This window comes from Bradyrhizobium sp. P5_C12, assembly GCF_054049735.1.
In genome coordinates, this window is record NZ_JBFULU010000061.1 from 1 (window position 1) to 21,153 (window position 21,153).

At 65.2% G+C, this 21,153-nt stretch carries 15 protein-coding genes; 10 read left to right on the forward strand and 5 right to left on the reverse strand.

Features of this window, described 5'->3' with window-relative positions; genetic code table 11:
• Positions 1 to 314 precede the first annotated feature (314 nt).
• From ACXJMY_RS33460 to ACXJMY_RS33475, 4 genes are all read left to right on the forward strand, one after another.
• Positions 315 to 1,310, forward strand: coding sequence for an NAD(P)H-dependent flavin oxidoreductase (locus ACXJMY_RS33460; protein WP_456623618.1), 996 nt, complete (start codon positions 315 to 317; stop codon positions 1,308 to 1,310).
• Positions 1,311 to 1,431: 121 nt separating this feature from the next.
• Positions 1,432 to 2,400: a quinone oxidoreductase family protein gene (locus ACXJMY_RS33465; protein ID WP_456623619.1), complete on the forward strand. Its 969-nt coding sequence runs from the start codon at positions 1,432 to 1,434 to the stop codon at positions 2,398 to 2,400.
• A 252-nt stretch (positions 2,401 to 2,652) separates the two neighbouring features.
• Positions 2,653 to 4,026 carry a cation diffusion facilitator family transporter gene (locus tag ACXJMY_RS33470; RefSeq protein WP_456623620.1) on the forward strand — a complete coding sequence of 458 codons (1,374 nt, stop codon included), beginning with the start codon at positions 2,653 to 2,655 and terminating at the stop codon, positions 4,024 to 4,026.
• Between the two features lie 225 nt (positions 4,027 to 4,251).
• Complete coding sequence (locus tag ACXJMY_RS33475) at positions 4,252 to 6,582, forward strand: PAS domain-containing sensor histidine kinase (RefSeq protein ID WP_456623621.1); 2,331 nt, start codon at positions 4,252 to 4,254, stop codon at positions 6,580 to 6,582.
• Between the two features lie 187 nt (positions 6,583 to 6,769).
• Here ACXJMY_RS33475 and ACXJMY_RS33480 read toward each other — a convergent pair whose 3' ends face one another.
• Complete coding sequence (locus ACXJMY_RS33480) at positions 6,770 to 7,663, reverse strand: LysR family transcriptional regulator (protein WP_456623622.1); 894 nt, start codon at positions 7,661 to 7,663, stop codon at positions 6,770 to 6,772.
• 225 nt (positions 7,664 to 7,888) lie between these two features.
• Between ACXJMY_RS33480 and ACXJMY_RS33485 the strand changes: the two genes are divergently transcribed.
• The 5 genes from ACXJMY_RS33485 to ACXJMY_RS33505 are packed head-to-tail and all read left to right on the forward strand — an operon-like array spanning position 7,889 to position 13,858.
• The gene (locus ACXJMY_RS33485; protein ID WP_456623623.1) at positions 7,889 to 8,365 is read left to right on the forward strand and encodes a formate dehydrogenase subunit gamma; all 477 of its coding nucleotides are present in this window, start codon (positions 7,889 to 7,891) and stop codon (positions 8,363 to 8,365) included.
• Positions 8,362 to 9,918 (forward strand): formate dehydrogenase beta subunit, encoded by a 1,557-nt coding sequence (locus ACXJMY_RS33490; protein ID WP_456623624.1) that lies wholly within the window; start codon positions 8,362 to 8,364, stop codon positions 9,916 to 9,918. Before ACXJMY_RS33485 ends, ACXJMY_RS33490 begins: the two co-directional genes overlap by 4 nt.
• Before the next feature lie 11 nt (positions 9,919 to 9,929).
• The gene (gene fdhF / locus ACXJMY_RS33495) at positions 9,930 to 12,803 is read left to right on the forward strand and encodes a formate dehydrogenase subunit alpha (protein WP_456623625.1); all 2,874 of its coding nucleotides are present in this window, start codon (positions 9,930 to 9,932) and stop codon (positions 12,801 to 12,803) included.
• Positions 12,804 to 12,807: 4 nt separating this feature from the next.
• Positions 12,808 to 13,635 (forward strand): formate dehydrogenase accessory sulfurtransferase FdhD, encoded by an 828-nt coding sequence (gene fdhD, locus ACXJMY_RS33500; protein ID WP_456623626.1) that lies wholly within the window; start codon positions 12,808 to 12,810, stop codon positions 13,633 to 13,635.
• Positions 13,625 to 13,858: a formate dehydrogenase subunit delta gene (locus ACXJMY_RS33505; protein WP_456623627.1), complete on the forward strand. Its 234-nt coding sequence runs from the start codon at positions 13,625 to 13,627 to the stop codon at positions 13,856 to 13,858. The genes fdhD and ACXJMY_RS33505 overlap by 11 nt, the downstream gene beginning before the upstream one ends.
• On the opposite strand, the gene ACXJMY_RS33510 is transcribed toward ACXJMY_RS33505, so the two are convergent.
• Complete coding sequence (locus ACXJMY_RS33510) at positions 13,815 to 16,802, reverse strand: bifunctional [glutamine synthetase] adenylyltransferase/[glutamine synthetase]-adenylyl-L-tyrosine phosphorylase (RefSeq protein WP_456623628.1); 2,988 nt, start codon at positions 16,800 to 16,802, stop codon at positions 13,815 to 13,817. The genes ACXJMY_RS33505 and ACXJMY_RS33510 overlap by 44 nt on opposite strands.
• The gene (locus ACXJMY_RS33515; protein ID WP_456623629.1) at positions 16,799 to 18,259 is read right to left on the reverse strand and encodes an ATP-binding protein; all 1,461 of its coding nucleotides are present in this window, start codon (positions 18,257 to 18,259) and stop codon (positions 16,799 to 16,801) included. Before ACXJMY_RS33515 ends, ACXJMY_RS33510 begins: the two co-directional genes overlap by 4 nt.
• Positions 18,260 to 18,919: 660 nt before the next feature.
• Between ACXJMY_RS33515 and ACXJMY_RS33520 the strand changes: the two genes are divergently transcribed.
• Positions 18,920 to 19,174: a PepSY domain-containing protein gene (locus ACXJMY_RS33520; RefSeq protein WP_456623630.1), complete on the forward strand. Its 255-nt coding sequence runs from the start codon at positions 18,920 to 18,922 to the stop codon at positions 19,172 to 19,174.
• 58 nt (positions 19,175 to 19,232) lie between these two features.
• Here ACXJMY_RS33520 and ACXJMY_RS33525 read toward each other — a convergent pair whose 3' ends face one another.
• On the reverse strand, positions 19,233 to 19,610 hold the full coding sequence (locus ACXJMY_RS33525; RefSeq protein ID WP_456623631.1) for an NUDIX hydrolase: 378 nt from the start codon (positions 19,608 to 19,610) through the stop codon (positions 19,233 to 19,235).
• A gap of 1,157 nt (positions 19,611 to 20,767) precedes the next feature.
• Positions 20,768 to 21,106: a helix-turn-helix domain-containing protein gene (locus ACXJMY_RS33530; RefSeq protein ID WP_456623632.1), complete on the reverse strand. Its 339-nt coding sequence runs from the start codon at positions 21,104 to 21,106 to the stop codon at positions 20,768 to 20,770.
• Between the last annotated feature and the right edge of the window lie 47 nt (positions 21,107 to 21,153).

The window sequence follows — 21,153 nt, forward strand, 5'->3', positions numbered from 1 at the left end:
GCGCCGGGACCCATACCGCGAGGTCTATCGATTGTGCGCGGTCGGAGTACCGAACGTCGAATCTTCGCCAAGCTTCTCCCTGTGGTTATGGGTCCCGGCCTTCGCCGGGACGACGGTCGAGAATGTGTGAGCGCCTTCCTGTCTCATGGACAAGGCCGCCGGAAATTATCCGCCCCACGGAATCATCCTCATCCCCGCATGAGGCCCCGCCCTCACCGCACGTCCCTGCAATAGACTTTTCCCGACCCGGGCGGCATCCTGCCGCCATCAACCGATAACGGAGCCTGCGGGCCACGCAGGCGGGGAAACGGATCATGTTGCAGACACGGTTCACGAAACTCGTCGGCGTGGAGCACCCGATCGTGCAGGGCGGCATGCAGTGGGTCGGGCGGGCCGAGCTGGTCGCGGCGGTCGCCAATGCCGGCGCGCTCGGCTTCATCACGGCGTTGACCCAGCCGACACCGGAGGACCTGACCAGGGAGATCGCACGCTGCCGCGACCTCACCGACAAGCCGTTTGGCGTCAACCTGACCATCCTGCCCGCGATCAAGCCGCCGCCTTATGCCGAGTATCGCGCCGCCATCATCGAGAGCGGCGTCACGGTGGTCGAGACCGCCGGCAACAAGCCGCAGGAGCATGTCGACGAGTTCAGGAAGCACGGTATCAAGGTCGTGCACAAATGCACCAGCGTCCGCCACGCGCTCTCGGCCGAGCGCATGGGCGTCGACGCGATCTCGATCGACGGCTTCGAATGCGCCGGCCACCCGGGCGAGGACGACACCCCCGGCCTGATCCTGATCCCGGCCGCCGCCAACAAGGTCAAGATCCCGATGATCGCCTCAGGCGGCTTCGCCGACGCCCGCGGTCTCGTCGCCGCGCTGGCGCTGGGCGCCGACGGCATCAACATGGGCACGCGCTTCATGGCCACCAGGGAAAGCCCGATCCACCAGTCCATCAAGGAGAAGATCGTCGCCAATGACGAGCGCGAGACCGAGTTGATCTTCCGCACCATGCGCAACACCTCGCGCGTCGCCAAGAACGCGATCTCGACCAAGGTGGTCGCGATGGAGAAGGAAGGCGCGAAATTCGAGGACATCCGCGAGCTCGTCGCCGGCGCCCGCGGCAAGATGGTCTATGCCACCGGCAATTCCGACGAAGGTATCTGGTCGGCCGGCCAGGTGCAGGGCCTGATCCAGGACATCCCCTCCTGCGCCGAGCTCATCTCGCGCATCGTGCGCGAAGCGGAAGCCATCATCCGGGAGAGGCTCGAAGGCATGCTCGCGAGCCCGGCGGCGCAAGCTGCGGAGTAATCGCTGACGTGATTTGAACACGGCGTCCGCCAGGCCGAAGGTATCCTCGCCCCGCTTGCGGGGAGAGGCGAAGAACGGCATCGCTCTTCATCCACAATCTCAATTGAGTCCGAGGTAACGCATGAAAGCCTACGTCTACGGCCTTGACGGCGCTAAGATTTCCGACGTCGCTCAACCAAAGCCTAAAGGCACGCAGGTGCTGGTTCGCGTCCGGGCCTGCGGGCTGAACCGCGCCGACACCGGCATGCGCAAGGGCCATGCCCACGGCGCGGCCGGCGGCGCCGGCACCGTGCTCGGCATGGAATGGGCCGGCGAGGTCGCCGAGCTCGGGCCCGACGCGAAAGGCGTCAAGGTCGGCGACCGCATCATGGGCTCGGGCGGCGCGGCCTTCGCGGAATATACGCTGGCCGATCACGGCCGGCTGTTCCGCGCGCCCTCGAACATGAACTTCGAGGAGGCGGCCACCCTCCCCGTCGCGCTCGCGACCATGCACAATGCCGTCGTCACCGTCGGCGGTGTGCAGCCCGGGCAAGCCGTGCTGATCCAGGGCGCGAGCTCCGGCGTCGGCCTGATGGCGATGCAGATCGCCAAGCTCAAGGGCGCCAAACTCGTGATCGGTTCCTCGACCGATCCTTATCGCCGCGGCCGGCTGACGGAGTATGGCGCCGACCTCGCCGTCGACTCCTCCGATCCCAAATGGGTCGACGAGGTGCTGAAGGCGACCAACGGCGAAGGCGTCGACCTCATCGTCGACCAGGTCTCGGGCCCGGTCGCCAACCAGAACCTCGCCGCCACCAGGGTCAAGGGCCGCATCGTCAATGTCGGCCGGCTCGGCGGCACGCACGCCGACTTCAACTTCGACCTGCACGCGGCGCGCCGCATCGACTATGTCGGCGTCACCTTCCGCACCCGCACCATCGAGGAGGTCCGCGAGATTTTTGAGGAGGTTCGCAAGGATATCTGGAGTGCGGTGGAAGCGCGAAAACTGCAACTGCCGATCGACAAGGTGTTTGCGTTCGACGACATCGACAGGGCGTTCGAGCACATGGAGGCGAACAAGCACCTGGGGAAGATCGTGGTGACGTTGTGATCCCTGGCCGGGCGACGAGCGCCCGGTCCCGTAGGGTGGGCAAAGGCGCGCAGCGCCGTGCCCACCATTCTTCCACACTCGCTGACCCGTGGTGGGCACGCTTCGCTTTGCCCACCCTACGAGATTGAGCAAGCAGCATCAGCGAGCATTCAATTCGGAAGCATTCGCAATAGCTTCGCTCCTGCAACTCACTTGCGACTACAGCTGTGAACTGCCGCTTGATGTTCACCCATAGGCTGCTAAATCCCCGCCATGACCTCCCAGCACAACAAGACATCGGTCGCGGCGATCTCTATCTTCGCCAGCGGCGGCATGGCGGCGGCCAAGTTCGCGGTCGGGATCGCGATCGGCTCGCTCGCGCTGATCTCGGAGGCCCTGCACTCCTCGGTCGACCTGGTCGCGACCATCATCACCTGGGCGGTGGTGCGGGTGTCGGACAAGCCGGCGGACGACGAGCATCATTACGGCCACGGCAAGCTCGAGAGCATCTCCGCGCTCGGCGTCACCGCCCTGCTCTACGTACTCGCCGGCGGCATCCTGGTCGAATCCTACAGCCGCCTGCGCGAGGGAACCCCGCCGCCGACGATCTCGGCCGTGCCGTTCGTCGTGCTGGTGATCGACATCGCGGTCAATCTCTGGCGCGCCCGCGCACTGCACCGTGCGGCGCGGGAAACGCGCAGCCAGGCGCTCGCCGCGGACGCGCTGCATTTCGCCTCCGACGTGATGGGCTCGCTCGCCGTGATCGTCGGCCTGATCCTCGCCGCCCTCGGCTTCTGGTGGGGCGATGCGGCGGCGGCCGCCGCGGTCGCCGTGATGATCGCGCTGCTCGGGCTGCGCATGGCCGGCTCGACCGTGCAGACGCTGGTCGATCGTGCGCCGGAAGGCGCGCAGGAAAAGGCCACCGCCGCGATCCGCAGCGTGCCCGGCGTGATCGACGTCGAGCGATTGCGGGTGCGCATGGTCGGTGCGACCTATTTCATCGACGCCATCGCAAAAGTGCCGCGAACCTATCCGATCGACCGCGTCGAGGAGATCAAGCGCAATGCGCAGGCGGCCGTGACCAAGACATTCGGCGATGCCGACCTCACCTTCACCGCCGTCCCCGTCGCGCGCGACAACGAGACCGTGCGCGACCGCATCATGGTGATCGCGCACAATTCGGGCCTCGCCATCCACCACGTCACAGTGCACGATCTCGGCGCCAAGCTGATCGTCGGCATCGACCTCGAGGTCGATGGCGAGATGGCGCTCGATGCCGCCCACGACGTCGCCAACACGCTGGAGCGCAACATCCAGGAGGAGTTCGGCGCGGACGTGGAGATCGACGTCCATATCGAGCCGCTGGAACCGGAACTTCCGTTCGGCGTCGATGCAGCGCCGGAACGGGTCCAGACCATTGCCGCTGCGCTCACGGAATATGCCGGCCGCGGCGAGATCCACGACATCCATAATGTGCGCGTCCGCAACACCGACGCCGGCGAGGTCGTCAATTTCCACTGCCGCGCCGCACCGTCGATGAGCGTGATCAAGGTGCACGAGCAGGTCGACGCGATCGAGCGCGCACTGCGCCGCGCTTTCCCGAGTGTGAAGCGTGTGATCAGCCACGCCGAACCGCCGCGCGCGTGAGGCGGCGCGACGGAGTCCGGCGTTCTCGTTTCGGACTCATCGCGATACGTAATGTTGCGGGCGTCCAACGCGCAAACTCCGCGTTGGATAAGAATAAATTCGCATTAACGATTCGTTGACTCTCGACAGCCTGCGAAAACTGGATTCAAATCGGACATGATTCGGAAGCGATGTGGGGCTGCTTCCGAGCTCAAGTTGCAAGCTGGTTTTCAGGGGGCCGAAGGCATGTCGCGTGCAGACGCCGCGAACGCGTGCGTCCAATCCGATTCGATCAAAGGATTGGCGCAATCGATCGCGAAACCTGCCTATCATCGGCTTTTGATCGCGGAGCCGGCGCTGCGCCGCGCCGTGCCGACGCTCATTATCGCGTTCCTGATCACGATCTGCCTCGGCGCGTTCGTGCAGGTCGTCGATCAGACGCGCCAGAAGCGGCAGGTGATCCGGCACGACATCTCGGCGCTCGCCGACCTGCTCGCCGAACGTATCGACCGTCTCACCTCCTCGCGGCAGGAACGACTGAAGAACATCGAGAACCTGCCGACGCTGCTGCCCGACCTGATCCCGTCCTGGGGCACGGCTTCGGGCCGCCATGTCATCGTCACCTCGGCCGGCATCGACCGCCGCATCCTCGCCCGCATTCCGATCGACAGCGATCCGGCCGGCAACGACCGCCTGCTCGATGCGATCACCACGGCGCAATTGCTGGCGTCGCCGCCGCGTGACAGCAACGTCTCCGACATGACGCTGCCGAACGGCAACGCTGCGATGGTGACGTCAAGGCCGATCAAGTCGCTGCCGGGCCTCGTCACCGTGATCCAGGAGCGCAACGAGCCGATCTGGGGCTCGGATGCCGCGCTCTCGGTGACGCTGTCGGCGACCACCGGCTTCGTCGTCCTGATCCTCGGCTTCGCCTTCCACTGGCAGTCGACCCGCGCCCGCGAGGGCGACCTGATCAACGACGCGGTGCGCGGCCGCATCGACACCGCGCTCAACCGCGGCCGCTGCGGCCTGTGGGACTGGGATCTGTCGCGCGGCCGGATCTTCTGGTCGCAGTCGATGTTTTCGATGCTCGGCCTCGACGGCCGTAACGAGCTTCTCACCTTCGGCGAGGTCAATGCGCTGGTGAAGTCTGACGACATCGACCTGTTCGAGATCGCCGACCAGCTCATCTCGGAGAAGATCGACCATATCGACCAGACCTTCCGCATGCAGCATGTCGACGGCCACTGGATCTGGCTCCGCGTCCGCTGTGAAAAGACCAGCGGCGCGACCGACTCCAGCGTTCACCTGATCGGGATCGCGGTCGACATCACCGAGCAGAAGAGCCTCGCCGAGAGGACCGTGGAAGCCGATTTGCGGCTGCGCGACGCAATCGAGACCATTCCCGAAGCCTTCGTGCTGTGGGACGCGAGCGACCGCCTCGTGCTCTGCAATTCCCACTTCCAGCGCCTGCACAAGCTGCCCGACTCAGCCGTCATTCCCGGCACATCCTACGAGACCGTGCTCGAAGTCGGCCGCATGCCGGAGGTTCGCACCCGCCACAACGAGACGGCAAGCCAGGGCCCGGGCGCGCGTACCTTCGAGGCGCAGCTCGACGACGGCAGCTGGCTGCACATCAGCGAGCGCCGCACCAAGGACGGCGGCTACGTCTCGGTCGGCACCGACATCACGCGCATCAAGGAGCACGAGCAGAAACTCGTCGACAACGATCTGCGCCTGCGCGCCACAGTCATCGACCTGAAGCGCTCGCAGGCCGCCCTCGAACGCCAGGCGGGTGAGCTCGCCGATCTCGCCGAGAAATACCAGCGCGAGAAGACCCGCGCCGAGGAAGCCAACCAGACCAAGTCGAAATTCCTCGCCAATATGAGCCACGAGCTGCGCACGCCGCTGAACGCGATCATCGGCTTCTCCGAGATCATGGGCTCGGGCATGTTCGGCGAGCTCGGCTCGGAGAAGTACCAGGAATACTGCCACGACATCCTGACCAGCGGGCATTACCTGCTCGAGGTCATCAACGACATCCTCGACATGTCCAAGATCGAGGCCGGCCGTATGAAGCTCGACATGGAAGAGCTTGACCTCGCGCGGACACTCGCCGAATCCCTGCGCGTCGTCTCGGGCCGCGCGCAGGACAAGCACCTGACGCTCGATGCCGATATCGCAAAATCCATCTCCGTCGTCGCCGACCGCCGCGCGACCAAGCAGATCATCGTCAACCTGCTCTCGAACGCGGTGAAGTTCACGCCGGACGGCGGGCGCATCGTGGTGCGCAGCCGGCAGCTCGACGACAGGATCGTGCTGATGATCGCCGACACCGGCATCGGGATTGCGCCGCATTCGCTGGCGCGGCTGGGGCGCCCGTTCGAGCAGGTCGAGAGCCAGCTCACCAAGACCTATCACGGCTCGGGACTGGGGCTTGCGATCGCCCGTTCGCTGGCGCAACTGCACGGCGGCTCGATGCGGCTGCGCTCGAAGCTCGAGGTCGGCACCGTCGTGCGCGTGACGCTGCCGCGCGATGCGATCAAGGCGGCGTCCGGGATATCGGCCGCGGCCTAGCACACGGCGGGAAGTTCGCCTGCGGCCATCCTTCGAGACGCCCGCCTCCGGCGGGCCCTCAGGATGAGGGCCGAATACGCGGCAGCAGTTTCAACGAACACCGATACAACGGAGCCTCATCCTGAGGAGCCCGCGAAGCGGGCGTCTCGAAGGACGAGGCGCTTGCTCGGGCCTCCAGCTCTGGCCCCTACAGCTGCAGCGTCGGCGCCACCTCGCGCGCGACGTTGACCAGCGCCGCGATCAGCGGCGTCATCGGGTCGCGCTGCGGGATCACCATGCCGATGCTGTAGTTGACCTCGGGATCGACGATCGGGATCGAGCGGACGGTGTCGGAGAGGCCGAGCGTCTCGGCAAGCTTGGCCGGCATCACGCTCGCCCAGCGCCCCGTCTTCACATGCGTGAACAGCACGAGCAGCGAGTTCGACGTCAGTGTCGGCGTCGCCTCCGCGCCGACCGAGAGCAGCGCGCGGTCGATGATGCGGCGGTTCTGCATGTCCGGCGTCAGGAGGCACAGCGGCACCTGCCCGACCTCCTTCCAGGTCACGGTCTCGCGGTCGCCGAACATCGCGTCGGGCGCGGTCAGGAGCCGATAGCTTTCGTTGTAGAGCGGAATGGTGCGGACCTTGCCGATCGGCTCGTTCTCGATATAGGTCAGCCCGGCGTCGACCTCGAGATTTTCCAGGAGCCCCAGCACCTCCGAGGAGGTGGTGGACTGGATCCGGAAGCGAACATCGGGATGCTTGGCGCGGAACGGCGTCGTCAGCGACGCCACCATGCCGAGCACGGTCGGGATCGCCGCGATGCGGATCTCGCCTGAGAGCTTGTGCTTCAGCCCGTTGATCTCGTCCCGCATGGCCCGCGCATCGCCGACGATGCGCCGCGCCCAGTCCAGGGCCCGCTCGCCCTCGGGCGTAAACCCCTGGAAGCGGGAGCCGCGCTGGACCAGCATCACGCCGAGAATCTCCTCGAGCTGCTTCAGCCCGGTCGACATGGTCGGCTGGGTCACGCCGCAAACCTCCGCGGCCCGGCCGAAATGCCGCTCCTTCGCCAGCGCCAGCAGCAGTTCAAGCTTGTCGATCAACCGGACGTCCCCCCGAATTCTGTCGTGGCATGCAGGCTAGCACGCCCCCACCCCTTCCAACACGCAAAAACCGGGCGGCGGAACGCCCTCGATTGCAGTTTCATATCGGTCGATTGCCCTCGTCAATCGATCTGAATTCGCGATCGCAGCATGAGACAGCTTTATTGATCTTCGAACGATTCCAAATAGTTTGGCGCGCAGGGACGCTCAAATTGAGAACGAAGAATGACAGCGGCTTACGAACCTTGGGACGAAACGCGCGGCGCCGAAATCATCGCCGAACACGCCAAGCAGGAAGGCGCGACGCTGGTCGTCCTGCACGCGCTCCAGGAAGCGTTCGGTTACGTGCCGGAGGCAGCCGTTCCCATGGTGGCACAGGCGCTCAATCTGTCGCGCGCCGAGGTCCACGGCGTGTTCACATTCTACCATGATTTCCGGCACAAGCCGGCCGGCCGCCATGTGCTGAAACTCTGCCGGGCGGAGGCCTGCCAGGCTGCGGGCGGCGATGCGCTGGCTGCGCGCGCCGAGGCCAGGCTTGGCGTGTCGCTTGGCCATACCACGGCCGATGATCGCGTCACGCTGGAGCCGATCTACTGCCTCGGCCTGTGCGCGACCGCGCCGTCCGCGATGCTCGACGGCCGCCTCGTCGGCCGGCTCGATGAGAAGCGCCTCGATGCGCTGGTTGCGGAGGCGCAGCGATGAGCATGCGGCTATTCGTCTCTCGCGATGCAGGTGCGGTTGCCGTCGGCGCCGACGAGGTTGCGCTGGCGCTGCAACAGGCTGCGGCCAAGCGTGGCGTTGCGGTCGAGATCGTCAGGACCGGCTCGCGCGGCCTGTACTGGCTGGAGCCGCTGGTCGAGGTCGCGACGCCGCAGGGCCGGATCGCCTTCGGCCCGGTCACCGAGACCGATGTACCCTCGCTGCTCGATGCGCTCGCCAGCAACACCCCGCATCTGCTGCGGTTAGGGGCGACCGACGAAATCCCCTGGCTGAAGCGGCAGACCCGCCTCACCTTCGCGCGCTGCGGCGTGATCGATCCCCGCTCGCTCGACGATTACCGCGCCCATGGCGGCTACAGGGGCCTGGAGCGCGCGCTGTCGCTCGGCTCCGATGCGATCCTCACTGAGGTCACCGCGTCCGGCCTGCGCGGCCGCGGCGGCGCCGGCTTTCCGACCGGCATCAAGTGGAAGACGGTCGCGCTGGCGAAGGCCGATCGCAAGTTCATCGTCTGCAACGCCGACGAAGGCGACAGCGGCACCTTCGCGGACCGCATGATCATGGAAGGCGACCCCTTCCTCGTCATCGAGGGCATGACGACCGCCGGCATCACCGTCGGCGCGACCAAGGGCTACATCTACATCCGCAGCGAATATCCGCACGCGGTCGAAGCGATGAATGCCGCCATCCAAGCTGCGAAGCACGGCGGCTATCTCGGCGACAAGATCGGCGGCTCCACGCACAGCTTCGATCTGGAAGTGCGGGTCGGCGCCGGCGCTTATGTCTGCGGCGAGGAGACGTCGCTGCTGGAAAGCCTCGAAGGGCGCCGTGGCCTCGTGCGCGCCAAGCCGCCGCTGCCAGCGCWTCACGGCCTGTTCGGCAAGCCGACCGTCATCAACAACGTGCTGTCGTTCGCGGCCATCCCCTTCATCCTCGCCGAGGGCGCCAAGGCCTATGCGGATTTCGGCATGGGCCGCTCGCGCGGCACGATGCCGATCCAGCTCGCCGGCAATATCCGCCATGGCGGCCTGTTCGAGACCGCGTTCGGCGTGACGCTCGGCGAGCTGGTCGACGACATCGGCGGCGGCACGTCCACCGGCCGTCCGGTCCGCGCGGTGCAGGTCGGCGGCCCGCTTGGGGCCTACTTCCCCCGCGCGCTGTTCGACACGCCGTTCGACTACGAAGCCTTCGCCGCACGCGACGGCCTGATCGGCCATGGCGGCATCGTCGTGTTCGACGACAGCGTCGACATGCGCAGGCAGGCGCGCTTCGCGATGGAATTCTGCGCCATCGAATCCTGCGGCAAGTGCACGCCCTGCCGGATCGGCTCCACCCGCGGCGTCGAGACCATCGAGAAGATCATCCGCGGCGAGCGCGTCAGCGAAAATCTCGCGCTCGTCGAAGACCTCTGCAACACCATGAAATTCGGCTCGCTCTGCGCGCTCGGCGGCTTCACGCCCTACCCTGTGCTCAGCGCATTGAAGCACTTCCGGGAAGATTTCGTCCCGGCACCGACCACGCTTCAGGCCGCGGAATAAGGAGAACGACGATGTCTCTGATCGAAGAAATCGACTACGGCACGCCGCGCTCGAAATCGGCAACGATGGTGACGCTGACCATCGACGGCAACCAGGTCACGGTGCCCGAGGGCACCTCGATCATGCGCGCCGCGATGGACGCCGGCCACCAGATCCCGAAGCTCTGCGCGACCGACATGGTCGACGCCTTCGGCTCCTGCCGCCTCTGCGTCGTCGAGATCGAGGGCCGCGCCGGCACGCCGGCCTCCTGCACCACGCCGGTGATGCCCGGCCTCGTCGTGCATACCCAGAGCGAACGGCTGAAGAAGCTGCGCAAGGGCGTGATGGAGCTCTACATCTCCGACCATCCGCTCGACTGCCTCACCTGCGGCGCCAACGGCGATTGCGAATTGCAGGACATGGCCGGCGCCGTCGGTCTGCGCGACGTCCGCTACGGCTATGAGGGCGAGAACCACGTCTTCGCGAAATCCAACGGCGAGGTGAATGCCGCCTGGATGCCGAAGGACGAATCCAATCCGTACTTCACCTACGACCCCTCCAAGTGCATCGTCTGCTCGCGCTGTGTCCGCGCCTGCGAGGAGGTGCAAGGCACCTTCGCGCTGACCATCTCGGGGCGCGGCTTCGACAGCCGCGTCTCCCCCGGCATGAGCGAGAGCTTCCTCGGCTCCGAATGCGTCTCCTGCGGCGCCTGCGTGCAGGCCTGCCCGACCGCGACGCTGACCGAAAAGTCGGTGATCGAAATCGGCCAGCCCGAGCATTCGGTGGTCACCACCTGCGCCTATTGCGGCGTCGGCTGCGCCTTCAAGGCCGAGATGCGCGGCGAGGAAGTCGTGCGCATGGTGCCCTACAAGGATGGCAAGGCCAATCGCGGCCATTCCTGCGTCAAGGGCCGCTTCGCCTGGGGCTACACCAACCACAAGGAACGCATTCTCAAGCCGATGATCCGCGAACGGATCGAGGATCCCTGGCGCGAAGTCTCCTGGGACGAAGCGTTCTCGTTTGCCGCCACGAAGATGCGCGGCATCCAGGCGAAATACGGCCGCGACGCCATCGGCGGCATCACCTCGTCCCGCTGCACCAACGAGGAAACCTACCTGGTGCAGAAGCTGATCCGCGGCGGCTTCGGCAACAACAATGTCGATACCTGCGCCCGCGTCTGCCACTCGCCGACCGGCTATGGCCTCTCGCAGACGTTCGGCACCTCTGCCGGCACGCAGGATTTCGACTCGGTCGAGGACACCGATGTCGCCGTCATCATCGGCGCTAATCCGGCCTCGGCTCACCCCGTGTTCGCCTCACGCCTGAAAAAGCGGCTGCGCCAGGGTGCAAAACTGATCGTAATCGATCCGCGCCGCACCGAGATGGTGGAATCGCCGCATGTGAAAGCGCTGCACCTGCCGCTGATGCCCGGCACCAACGTTGCGGTCGTGACGGCACTGGCGCATGTCATCGTCACCGAGGGCCTCGCCAACGAAGCCTTCGTGCGGGAGCGCTGCGACTGGGCCGAGTTCGAGGAATGGGCCGCCTTCGTCGCTCAGCCCAAGAACAGCCCGGAAGCGACCGCGATCCTCACCGGCGTGGATCCAAAGGATCTGCGCGAAGCCGCCCGCATCTACGCCACCAGCGGCAACGGCGCGATCTATTACGGGCTCGGCGTCACCGAGCACAGCCAGGGCTCGACCACCGTGATCGCGATCGCCAATCTCGCGATGGCGACCGGCAATATCGGCCGTCCCGGCGTCGGCGTGAACCCGTTGCGCGGCCAGAACAACGTGCAGGGCTCCTGTGACATGGGCTCGTTCCCGCATGAGCTGCCCGGCTACCGCCACATCTCGGGCGACGCCGTGCGCGACCAGTTCGAGGCGCTGTGGAACGTCAAGCTCAATCCGGAGCCCGGCCTGCGCATTCCCAACATGTTCGACGCCGCGATCGAAGGCTCGTTCATGGGCATCTACGTGCAGGGCGAGGACATCCTGCAATCCGACCCGAACACCAAGCATGTGGTCGCGGCGCTGTCGGCGATGGAGTGCGTCATCGTCCACGACCTCTTCCTGAACGAGACCGCGAACTACGCCCACGTCTTCCTGCCCGGCTCGAGCTTCCTCGAGAAGGACGGCACCTTCACCAACGCCGAACGCCGCATCCAGCGCGTGCGCAAGGTGATGACGCCGAGGAACGGACTCGCCGACTGGGAAGTCACGATCGGGCTTGCCAAGGCCATGGGCTTCGACATGCACTACAATCACCCGTCCGAGATCATGGACGAGATCGCGGCGCTGACGCCGACCTTCGCCGGCGTCTCCTACGCCAGACTGGAGGAGCTCGGCTCGGTGCAATGGCCCTGCAACGAGAAAGCGCCGGAAGGCACGCCGGTGATGCATATCGATGGCTTTGTCCGCGGCAAGGGCAAGTTCGTCGTCACCGAATATGTCGCCACCGACGAGCGCACCGGCCCGCGCTATCCGCTGCTGCTGACCACGGGCCGCATCCTCAGCCAGTACAATGTCGGCGCGCAGACCCGGCGCACCGAGAACGTGGTCTGGCATGCCGAGGACCGGCTCGAGATCCACCCCCACGATGCCGAGCAGCGCGGCGTACGCGACGGTGACTGGGTTCGGCTCAAGAGCCGCGCCGGCGAGACCACGCTGCGTGCGGAGATCACCGACCGCGTCGCACCGGGCGTGGTCTACACCACCTTCCACCACCCGGACACGCAGGCCAACGTGATCACGACCGAATATTCGGACTGGGCGACCAACTGCCCCGAATACAAGGTCACCGCAGTGCAGATCTCGCCGTCGAACGGTCCGTCCGATTGGCAAAAGGCCTATGACGCGCAGGCGCGGCATTCCCGCCGCATCGCCCCCGCCGAAGCCGCGGAGTAAGCGCATGCACGTCCCGGTCCAGGCCATCGACCGCGAGATCTGGCGCGACGGCGCAGCCTCCGAAGGGACGCGGCTGATCCCCGAGGAAACGCCGCTCGCGCTGACCTACAACGGCGGCACCTATGCCGTCATGATGGGAACGCCGCAGAACCTGGAAGACTTCGCGGTCGGCTTCAGCTTGAGCGAAGGCATCGTCGGATCGGTGGACGACATCCAGTCGCTCGAGGTTGTCCGCCTCGATGACGGGATCGAGCTGCGCATGTGGCTTGCCCCGGAGGATGCCGGGCGCATCAGCGATCGCCGGCGTCACATTGCCGGCCCGACCGGCTGCGGTATCTGCGGCATCGATTCGATCGCGGAAGCCGTGCGGCCCGCGGCAGTCGTGCCGCAAGGGCAGTCCTTCACACCCGAACAGATCATGACGGCGATGCAGGGCATCGCATCGCTGCAATCCATCAACCTGCAGACCCGCGCCGTGCACGCCGCGGCGTTCTGGTCCCCGTCCCGCGGCATCGGCGCGCTTCGGGAGGATGTCGGCCGCCACAACGCGCTCGACAAGCTCGCGGGCGCCCTGGCGCGAAGCCGGACCAATGCGAGCGGCGGCATGGTGCTGCTGACCAGCCGTGTTTCGGTCGAGATGGTGCAGAAGACGGCCGCGATCGGAGCGCCGGTGCTGGTCGCGGTCTCCGCACCGACCGCACTCGCGGTGCGCACCGCGGAGGCCGCCGGCATCACGCTGATTGCGATCGCCCGCAGCGACGGGTTCGAAGTGTTTACGCATGGCAGCCGGGTGGTCGCCCGTCTCGCCACGGAGGTTGCCGATGTCGCCTGACCGCTTGATCTACATGGCCAACCAGATCGGCAAGTTCTTCGAGAGCCAGGGCCATGACAAGGCCGTGCCGGGCATCGCCGAGCACATCAAGAAATTCTGGGATCCCCGGATGAAGCGCGCGATCTTCGCTCATCTCGATGTCGGCGGTGCGGGACTGGCTCCCAACGTCCACGAAGCCCTCACCTCGCTGAAGCAGGCGACGTCCCTTCCAGCAGCGCCCTGAACACGCGCCGCACCTCGCCCTGCGTTTCCTTCACGCGCGCCTCGAGCGATGAGAAGTCCGGCGCATCGCCGGCACGCGCCATCACGCGCTGGAGATCGGTGCCGGCGGTTTCCGGCTTGAAGCCGTCGCTGACGCAGAGCCGCAGGATCTGCGTCAGGTCGTGATAGAGCCGCGCCGCAGCACGCAAGATCTCCGCCTCTGATTGCGGGAGCACGCCAAGCTTGGCGGCGTTGTCCAGCACCTGCATGGTACTGACGTCGAGAATTCCCGGCTTGTCGTGGGCGTGCACGAGCTGGAGATATTGCGCGATGAAGTCGATATCGACCATGCCGCCGGCGGCATATTTCAGATCCCAATGGTCGGTCTCGCCCTTCTCCTGCGCGATCGCGCGCCGCATGTCCGCGACATCGGTGGCGACGACCGCCGGGTCGCGGCGGCGGGTCAGGACTTCGCGGATCACGCCCGCGATCCGTTCGCGAAAATCGGGCGATGCCGATACCACGCGCGCACGCGTCAGCGCCATGTGCTCCCAAGTCCAGGCCTCGTTGGCCTGGTAGTCCGCGAAGGAAACAAGGCTCGATGCCACCGGGCCGGCGCGCCCGGAGGGACGCAGCCGCATGTCGATCTCATACAGCACGCCGTAATTGGTCCGGGTCGTGAAGGCGCTGATCAGGCGCTGGGTGAGGCGCGCGAAATAATGCGCGCCCTGCAGCGATTTCGGGCCATCGGAATCCGGATTGTCGCTGTCGAAATCATAGAGCAGGATCAGGTCGAGATCGGACGACGCCGTCATCTCGCGTCCGCCGAGCCGGCCCATCGCGATGATCGCAGTCTCCTGCCCCTGGATGCGGCCGTGCTGGGCGGCAAAACGCTCGGCGACGAGGCCGTGCACGGTGTGGACGATGCCCTCGGCGACGTCGGCGAACGCCGTGCTCGCCTGCTGCGCCGAGACGGTGCCGGAGAGGATGCGGGTGCCGATCAGGAACAGGCTCTCCTGGCCGAACAGGCGCAGGCGATCCAGAAACTCCTCGTAGGAGCCCGCGTCCTGCACCGTGGCCGCGAGCCGCGCCGACAATTCCTGCCGGTCCGGCATCGCGCCGAAGAAGCGCGGATCGATCAGGCCGTCCATCAGCTGCGGCTGCCGCGCCAGCATCTCGCCGAGCCGCGGCGCCGCGCCCAGAACCAGGGCCACCAGCGCGACGAGATCGCGGTTCTGGCCAAGCAGCGTGATCAGCCGCCCGCCGCGCTGCAGCGCCTGGAGGAAATGATCGAACGCCACCACCGCGCGGTCCGGCTCCTCGGCATGCGCGAGGCCCTCGATCAGGGCCGGCACGAATTCGACGAACGCGCTCCGCGTCTGGTCGTTGCGGAACACGCGGTAGTCGCCCGTGATCCAGTCGCGCACGGTCTGGGCGACGGCGGCGGGCGTCTTGAAGCCGAGCGTCACCAGGTGCTGGAGCAGGCGCGGATCGTCGAGACCGGCGCGGTAGTCGAGCGCCGGCAGCTTCGCGGTGCCGGTCGGATCGTCGCCCTCGAACAGCTTTTCGTAGTGCCCCTGCACGATCTCGAGCTGGCGCAACAGGTCGCGTGCAAAGGCCTCGCGGTTCTCATAGCCGAAGAACCAGGCGAAGCGCTCGATCGCCTCCTTGTCGTCGGGCAGCGCATGGGTCTGCTCGTCGGCGATCATCTGGAGACGGTGCTCGACCCGGCGCAGGAATTCATAGGCCCTGGTCAGCTCGTCGCGCGCCGCGACGGTGATCCAGTTGCTGGCGGCGAGCACATCGAGCGCGGCAAGCGTCGGCCGCACCCGCAAATCCGGATGACGGCCGCCGGCGATCAGCTGCTGGGTCTGCGCGAAAAACTCGATCTCGCGAATGCCGCCGCGCCCGACCTTGACGTTGTGGCCTTCGACCGCGACGTCACTCTGCCCGCGATAGGTCTGCATCTGCCGCTTCATGTCGTGAACGTCGGCAAGCGCGGCGAAATCGAGATGCTTGCGCCAGACGAACGGGGAGATTTCGGCGAGCAGCGCCTCGCCTGCCCTGGGATCGCCGGCGCAGGCGCGCGCCTTGATCATCGCGGCGCGTTCCCAGGTGCGCCCCTCGCGCTCGTAGTAATGCAGCGCGGCGTCGCGGGAGATCGCCACCTGCGTCGAGGACGGATCGGGCCGCAGGCGCAGATCGACGCGGAAGACGTAGCCGTCATGGGTGCGCTGCTGGAGAATGCGCGCCATCCCTTGCGTCACCCGGACGAAGAACGGCTGCGGCTCGATGTCGGGCGCGAGCGTCGTGTTGTCGGGATCGAAGAACACGATGAGATCGATGTCGCTGGAATAGTTCAGCTCGCCTGCGCCCATCTTGCCCATCGCGAGCACGATCAGGCCGCAGCCCTCTTCCGGAGCCTCGGGATTGGGCGGCGAGAGCTTTCCGCGTGCGGCTTCCTGCCGCAGCAGAAACTGGAGCGCCGCCTGCACCGAGGAAACGGCGACGTCGGTCAGCGCCGCCGTCACCCGCATCACCGGCCAGACGCCGCCGATGTCGCACAGCGCGATCAGGAGCGCCGCCTCCGCCTTCATGCGGCGAAGCAGCCGCATCACCTCGGCTTCGTCGATTGTGGCCAGCACCGCGCTTCTCGCCTCTGCGATCAGCGCATCGAGATGCGCGTCCGGATCGCATTGTAGAAGCCGGATCAGGCGCAGCGGATCGGCGCGCACCAGGTCGAACAGATAAGGCGAGAATTCCGCGATGCCGGCCAGGATATCCCGCGCGAAGGGACGGACCAGCAACGCTTCGAGACGGGCCGATTGTGCCGGCTCGAGTTCGGCCAGCCATTTTTCAAAATGTCGTTTGTCGGTTGTGGAAGCGGCAATATGGGGAGCCTCCGCAAAACGCGCGGCCAGGCTCTCACCATGCTTGTCCGCGTTTCCCGGCGCGGAGTGGTTCATGCCACCTTCTGTGGCACATCCTGCATCGGAGGAGCAACCCTGTCGCCCGCACCGGCGCGCGCCGGCAGCACCAGCGTGGCGACGAGACCGGGCTGGGCATCGCCCAGCCGCAATTCGCCGCCATGCAATGTCGCGACCGCCGAGGCGAGGCTGAGACCGAGGCCGGAGCCCGGCAGCGTGCGGCTGGCCTCGAGCCGCACGAATCGCTCGACGACATGCTTGCGGTCGCCCTCGGGGATGCCGGGGCCACGATCGGTCACACTGAGCAGCACCTGGTCGCCCTCGCGCTTCGCCTCGATCGTGATCTGCCGGCTGTCCATGCTGACCACGGTTCCACCCGTCTGCGCGACCGGCTGGCCGTATTTGATCGCGTTCTCGACCAGATTGGCGAGCGCCTGGCTGATCAATTCGCGGTTGGCGTGAACCGGCGTCGGCTCGGCCTTGACCTTCAAGGTCATGCCGTCGTCCTCGGCCAACGGCTCGTAGAGCTCGTGGATCCCGTTGGCGACGTCGGCGGCGTCGAAATCATCCATATTGCCGCGGGCCTGCCCGGACTCGGCGCGAGCGATCATCAGCAACGCGTTGAAGGTGCGGATCAGGCCGTCGGATTCCTCGATGGTCCGCTCCAGCGCCGCTCGGTAATCGGCCTCGCTGCCCGATTTCGCCAGCGCCTCCTCGGCGCGGTTGCGCAGACGCGTCAGTGGCGTCTTGAGGTCGTGGGCGATGTTGTCGGAGACTTCCTTCAAGCCCACCATCAGCGCCTCGATCCGCTCCAGCATGGCGTTGAGGTTTTCGGCGAGGCGATCGAGCTCGTCGCCGCTGCGCCCCACGGGCAGGCGCTCGCTGAGATCGCCGGTCATGATGCGGTGTGCCGTGCCGGACATCGCGTCGATGCGCGTCAGCACCCTGCGCGCGACGAAGACGCCACCACCGAGGCCGAGCACCACGACGATCAGGATCGACCATTGCGCCGCTTTCGCCACGATCCCGAACAGGCGGCGCCGCTCGTCGAGGTCGCGGCCGATCAGCAGCCGGAAGCCGTTTTCCAGTTCGGTGACGCGCACGAGCGCGCGGTGATCGCGCTCGTCGGCGTCCTCGATCCGCCGATAGGCCGTCTCGGTCCAGCCGCGCGTCGCCATCACACCCGGCGCCAGCGAGCCGACGTTGCCGGCAACCGCCTGCCCCGTCGGCGTGGTCACGAGATAGAGGTTGGCGCCCGGCCGCAGCGCCCGATACTCGATCGCGCGCACGAGGCCGACGAGGCCGCGGCGGCCGTAGATCTCGTTGATCTCCGAGGTCTCGGCATTCACCGTCTGCGTGATCTCCTCGGTGATCAGCCGCCGCGTATTCCAGGCGAAATAGCCGAGCAGCGACGCCGCGAAAATCGCAAACAGGAACAGGTAGACCAGCGTCAGCCGGAATGCCGTCGTGCGGACGAGTTTACCGAATGCCGTCACGGATCATGTACCTATTCTGAATGTCGCGCCTGCTATCGTGGGCTATCGTCACGCGTCGATTTCTCCAATTATTACAGGCAATTGCTCGCATCTAACATCGTCTGGCATCGCCTGAAATCGCCAGACGCGGGCCATCTGCGGCGAAAAAACGGTAAGTTTGCACGGTCTTCTCTTCCAAAGTATCCGTGACGGTCATACATTCCGCGGCTTTCGAACGGTCTGCCGGGCACGGGCCAATCCGCCGTGACGGCAAATGGTCAGCAGCGGGGAAGGCTAGAATGGCCCTTAATTCGAGCCAAGTTAAATCCAAGCAACCCGGCGCCCACGCCGACGGCGGCGGGCTCTACCTGGTCGTGCGCGAGAGCGGTGAGCGGGTGTGGCGCGTGCCCTTCTTGTGCTAGCTTTGGCGCGGGGGTACGCGCTGGCCAGCAAGTACCTCCCTTTGACTTAGCCTTAAATCCCGTCTCTTTTGGGTTTCCCTTGGAGGCGGGATTTTTTTCCGCAAGCAAGCAAGGGAAGCCACGAAGGCCGCCGCGCTCTAAGTGCTCAAGACCGCCAGCTTGGTGATTGTGTTTGCGAGAAATTGCGAAAGTGGCAGGGGAAACAACCATGTCAGCGCTCTCGTTAACGCCGCTAACGCTCTAACGAGAGGAGGCCAAAATGAAGCTTGCCACAATTCTGGTTATCGGTTCCCTCGCCGTGGCCTCAGCAGCAAGCGCCGATCAACCCGGATCTGACTGGATGCCGATGGAGCAAGTGAAGGCTAAGGTTATCGAGTCCGGCTATTCCCAGGTCACTAAGCTTGAAGCCGACGACGGCCAGTGGGAGGGCGAAGGCATCAAGAACGGACAGAAGATGGAATTTCATGCCGATCCCAAGACCGGCGTCATCGTGCGCGAAAAGCCAGACGACTAACCCTTGAGATCGTGCAAGGCGTTTTGCCAATTGTACTTGCCGACTGCGGGGACACAATTCACTTCGGAAACAACTTGTCCCGAATGTAACGCGAAGTCGGCGTCAGCCTGATTCCTCGTGGCTTGCACCAGACTGCCCTGTCGATCTCCTTCTTGTCGCCGATCTTCAGCGGGCCGGACGCGTTCTTTGCTAAGAAGATCGCGTCACTCATCGTGCGACCGGACCGACGATTCTTTGCCTTCACTTCTTTCCAGAGCTTCATAGGCCCCAGCTTGAGCTTCGGCAGTTCTTCCCTGATCTCTCGGCGGAGGCACTTCCTTTCACTCTCACCTGCACGCTTGCGACCGCCCGGAAACATCCAGAGCCTATCGCGTCGTCGTCTGACCAGGAGCACGCGTCCTTTCTTCGCGACAACAAGTTTTGAAGACTTCGCCATTTCTCTTCGAATCGATTTGGCAGATCGGGACCAGTTTAGACCGGCTGGTTCGACCTGCAATGGATGAGCGCCAGCCCGCCCTCCGTAGTATCACGGAGCAGCCCCAYAGGTCGTGACCACGTGTTCAGGTGCCGCTATCCTTACGCAACATGCTCGAAATCTTCGAGATCCTCCAAGAGCCGAAGTTCTGGGTCGCGATGGCCTTTGGACTGGCTCCGATCGTCATTGGCATCATCATCTTGTGGTCAAGCCGATGAAAGTCGCCAGCGACACCTTTCATTTCCCGTCCCGGCAGTGGGTAGATTTTCCCGGGTGGCCGTGCGGATGTCGGTTGTTGGCCCATCGCGTACATACTGTGCTGTCTGCGCTTGGTCCGCTTCTTGGGGCCAAGCAGACAATCACGCTGCCGCCCGATCTTCCTTCTCGGCCCGCGCATCGCGATCCGATCATCCAGTGGCGGTCTGTAGAGCCTTCGCCTCAGCTCACGGCGCGCGCATCCAGACATCGCGCCCGTTAAGGGACTGGTACCGGTCACTGTCACCATTTGCATATGGGTCGTCGCCATATGCGGCAGCGCATTCCGAGATCAGTTTAATACTTCGACACGCCCGGTTGGCGGGTCTCTTTCAGGAGAGGCCCAATGTTTAAGGGCTTTACTGTGGCAGTTGTGGCGCTGATTAGCACAGCGCAGCTTGATCAATACCTCCAACGGTCGGTACACCGACGCGGCCATGGATATGCTGCGGCAGATCAGGCGCGCGTTTGGATTTTGAGGAGCCCTTGGACAATTTGGGGCTGGTGATGAAGGGCATCTCCTGGGCTAATCTCGACGCGGAGGAGCAAYGCGCCATTGCAGTGTTGGGAGCCGGGCTTCTATCGAGCTGTGTGACCCCGTTGCTCTCCTGAAATTGAAGCGGCACGGGCTCATTGTAGGCTCCCATTTGACGGCCGCTGCGCACGAGTTGCGGAGAGGCTTTGTTTTAGACGAACTCGGGGCGCGCGTGATTGCGTGATGTAACCTTATTGGCGGACTCGGTTGAGCGCGGGGATGGCGGCTTGGTTGTTTGTGATGCTGTGGAGGTGCACACAAGAACACGATGCAAAGCATGAGGACGCGGCATAAGACAGGCCCGCGCGAGTGGGTTTGGCGAGCAAATTCAGGAAGTCTGGCGCGACCGAAGCTCTTCTTCGTATTTTAGCTTTTCCAGCAGCATGTCGGTCACGAGACGCCGCAATTGCGCGTTCTCAAGTTCTAACCGCTTGATCGTCTCTATGGTGCTGGCCTCACTGAGACCGGATGGCCGGCCGTCGGCCTCCCCGCGCCGGCCATCAAGTGGCACCGACGAACCGGGCAGCTTCTTCCAGCGATGGTAGGTCATGATGCTGACACCGAGCGCCTGCGATATCTCGCGCTGGGTCTTTCCCTTGGCCGCAAGTTCTTTGGCTTGCGCCAACTTGGCCGAAATCTCCTCCGAGGCATGCCTCTTGCCAACCATGATGGTCCTCTCCGGCCAGAATCTCGCTAGTCCGAAGTAAGCGCCAG

Excerpts from the sequence above, each read along its gene's own strand:
- ACXJMY_RS33510 (WP_456623628.1), bottom strand. The coding sequence starts at position 16,802 with ATGAACCACTCCGCGCCGGGAAACGCGGACAAGCATGGTGAGAGCCTG.
- ACXJMY_RS33505 (WP_456623627.1), top strand. The coding sequence starts at position 13,625 with ATGTCGCCTGACCGCTTGATCTACATGGCCAACCAGATCGGCAAGTTC.
- ACXJMY_RS33525 (WP_456623631.1), bottom strand. The coding sequence starts at position 19,610 with ATGGCGAAGTCTTCAAAACTTGTTGTCGCGAAGAAAGGACGCGTGCTC.
- ACXJMY_RS33530 (WP_456623632.1), bottom strand. The coding sequence starts at position 21,106 with ATGGTTGGCAAGAGGCATGCCTCGGAGGAGATTTCGGCCAAGTTGGCG.
- ACXJMY_RS33470 (WP_456623620.1), top strand. The coding sequence starts at position 2,653 with ATGACCTCCCAGCACAACAAGACATCGGTCGCGGCGATCTCTATCTTC.
- ACXJMY_RS33475 (WP_456623621.1), top strand. The coding sequence starts at position 4,252 with ATGTCGCGTGCAGACGCCGCGAACGCGTGCGTCCAATCCGATTCGATC.
- ACXJMY_RS33460 (WP_456623618.1), top strand. The coding sequence starts at position 315 with ATGTTGCAGACACGGTTCACGAAACTCGTCGGCGTGGAGCACCCGATC.
- fdhD (WP_456623626.1), top strand. The coding sequence starts at position 12,808 with ATGCACGTCCCGGTCCAGGCCATCGACCGCGAGATCTGGCGCGACGGC.
- ACXJMY_RS33465 (WP_456623619.1), top strand. The coding sequence starts at position 1,432 with ATGAAAGCCTACGTCTACGGCCTTGACGGCGCTAAGATTTCCGACGTC.
- fdhF (WP_456623625.1), top strand. The coding sequence starts at position 9,930 with ATGTCTCTGATCGAAGAAATCGACTACGGCACGCCGCGCTCGAAATCG.
- ACXJMY_RS33520 (WP_456623630.1), top strand. The coding sequence starts at position 18,920 with ATGAAGCTTGCCACAATTCTGGTTATCGGTTCCCTCGCCGTGGCCTCA.
- ACXJMY_RS33485 (WP_456623623.1), top strand. The coding sequence starts at position 7,889 with ATGACAGCGGCTTACGAACCTTGGGACGAAACGCGCGGCGCCGAAATC.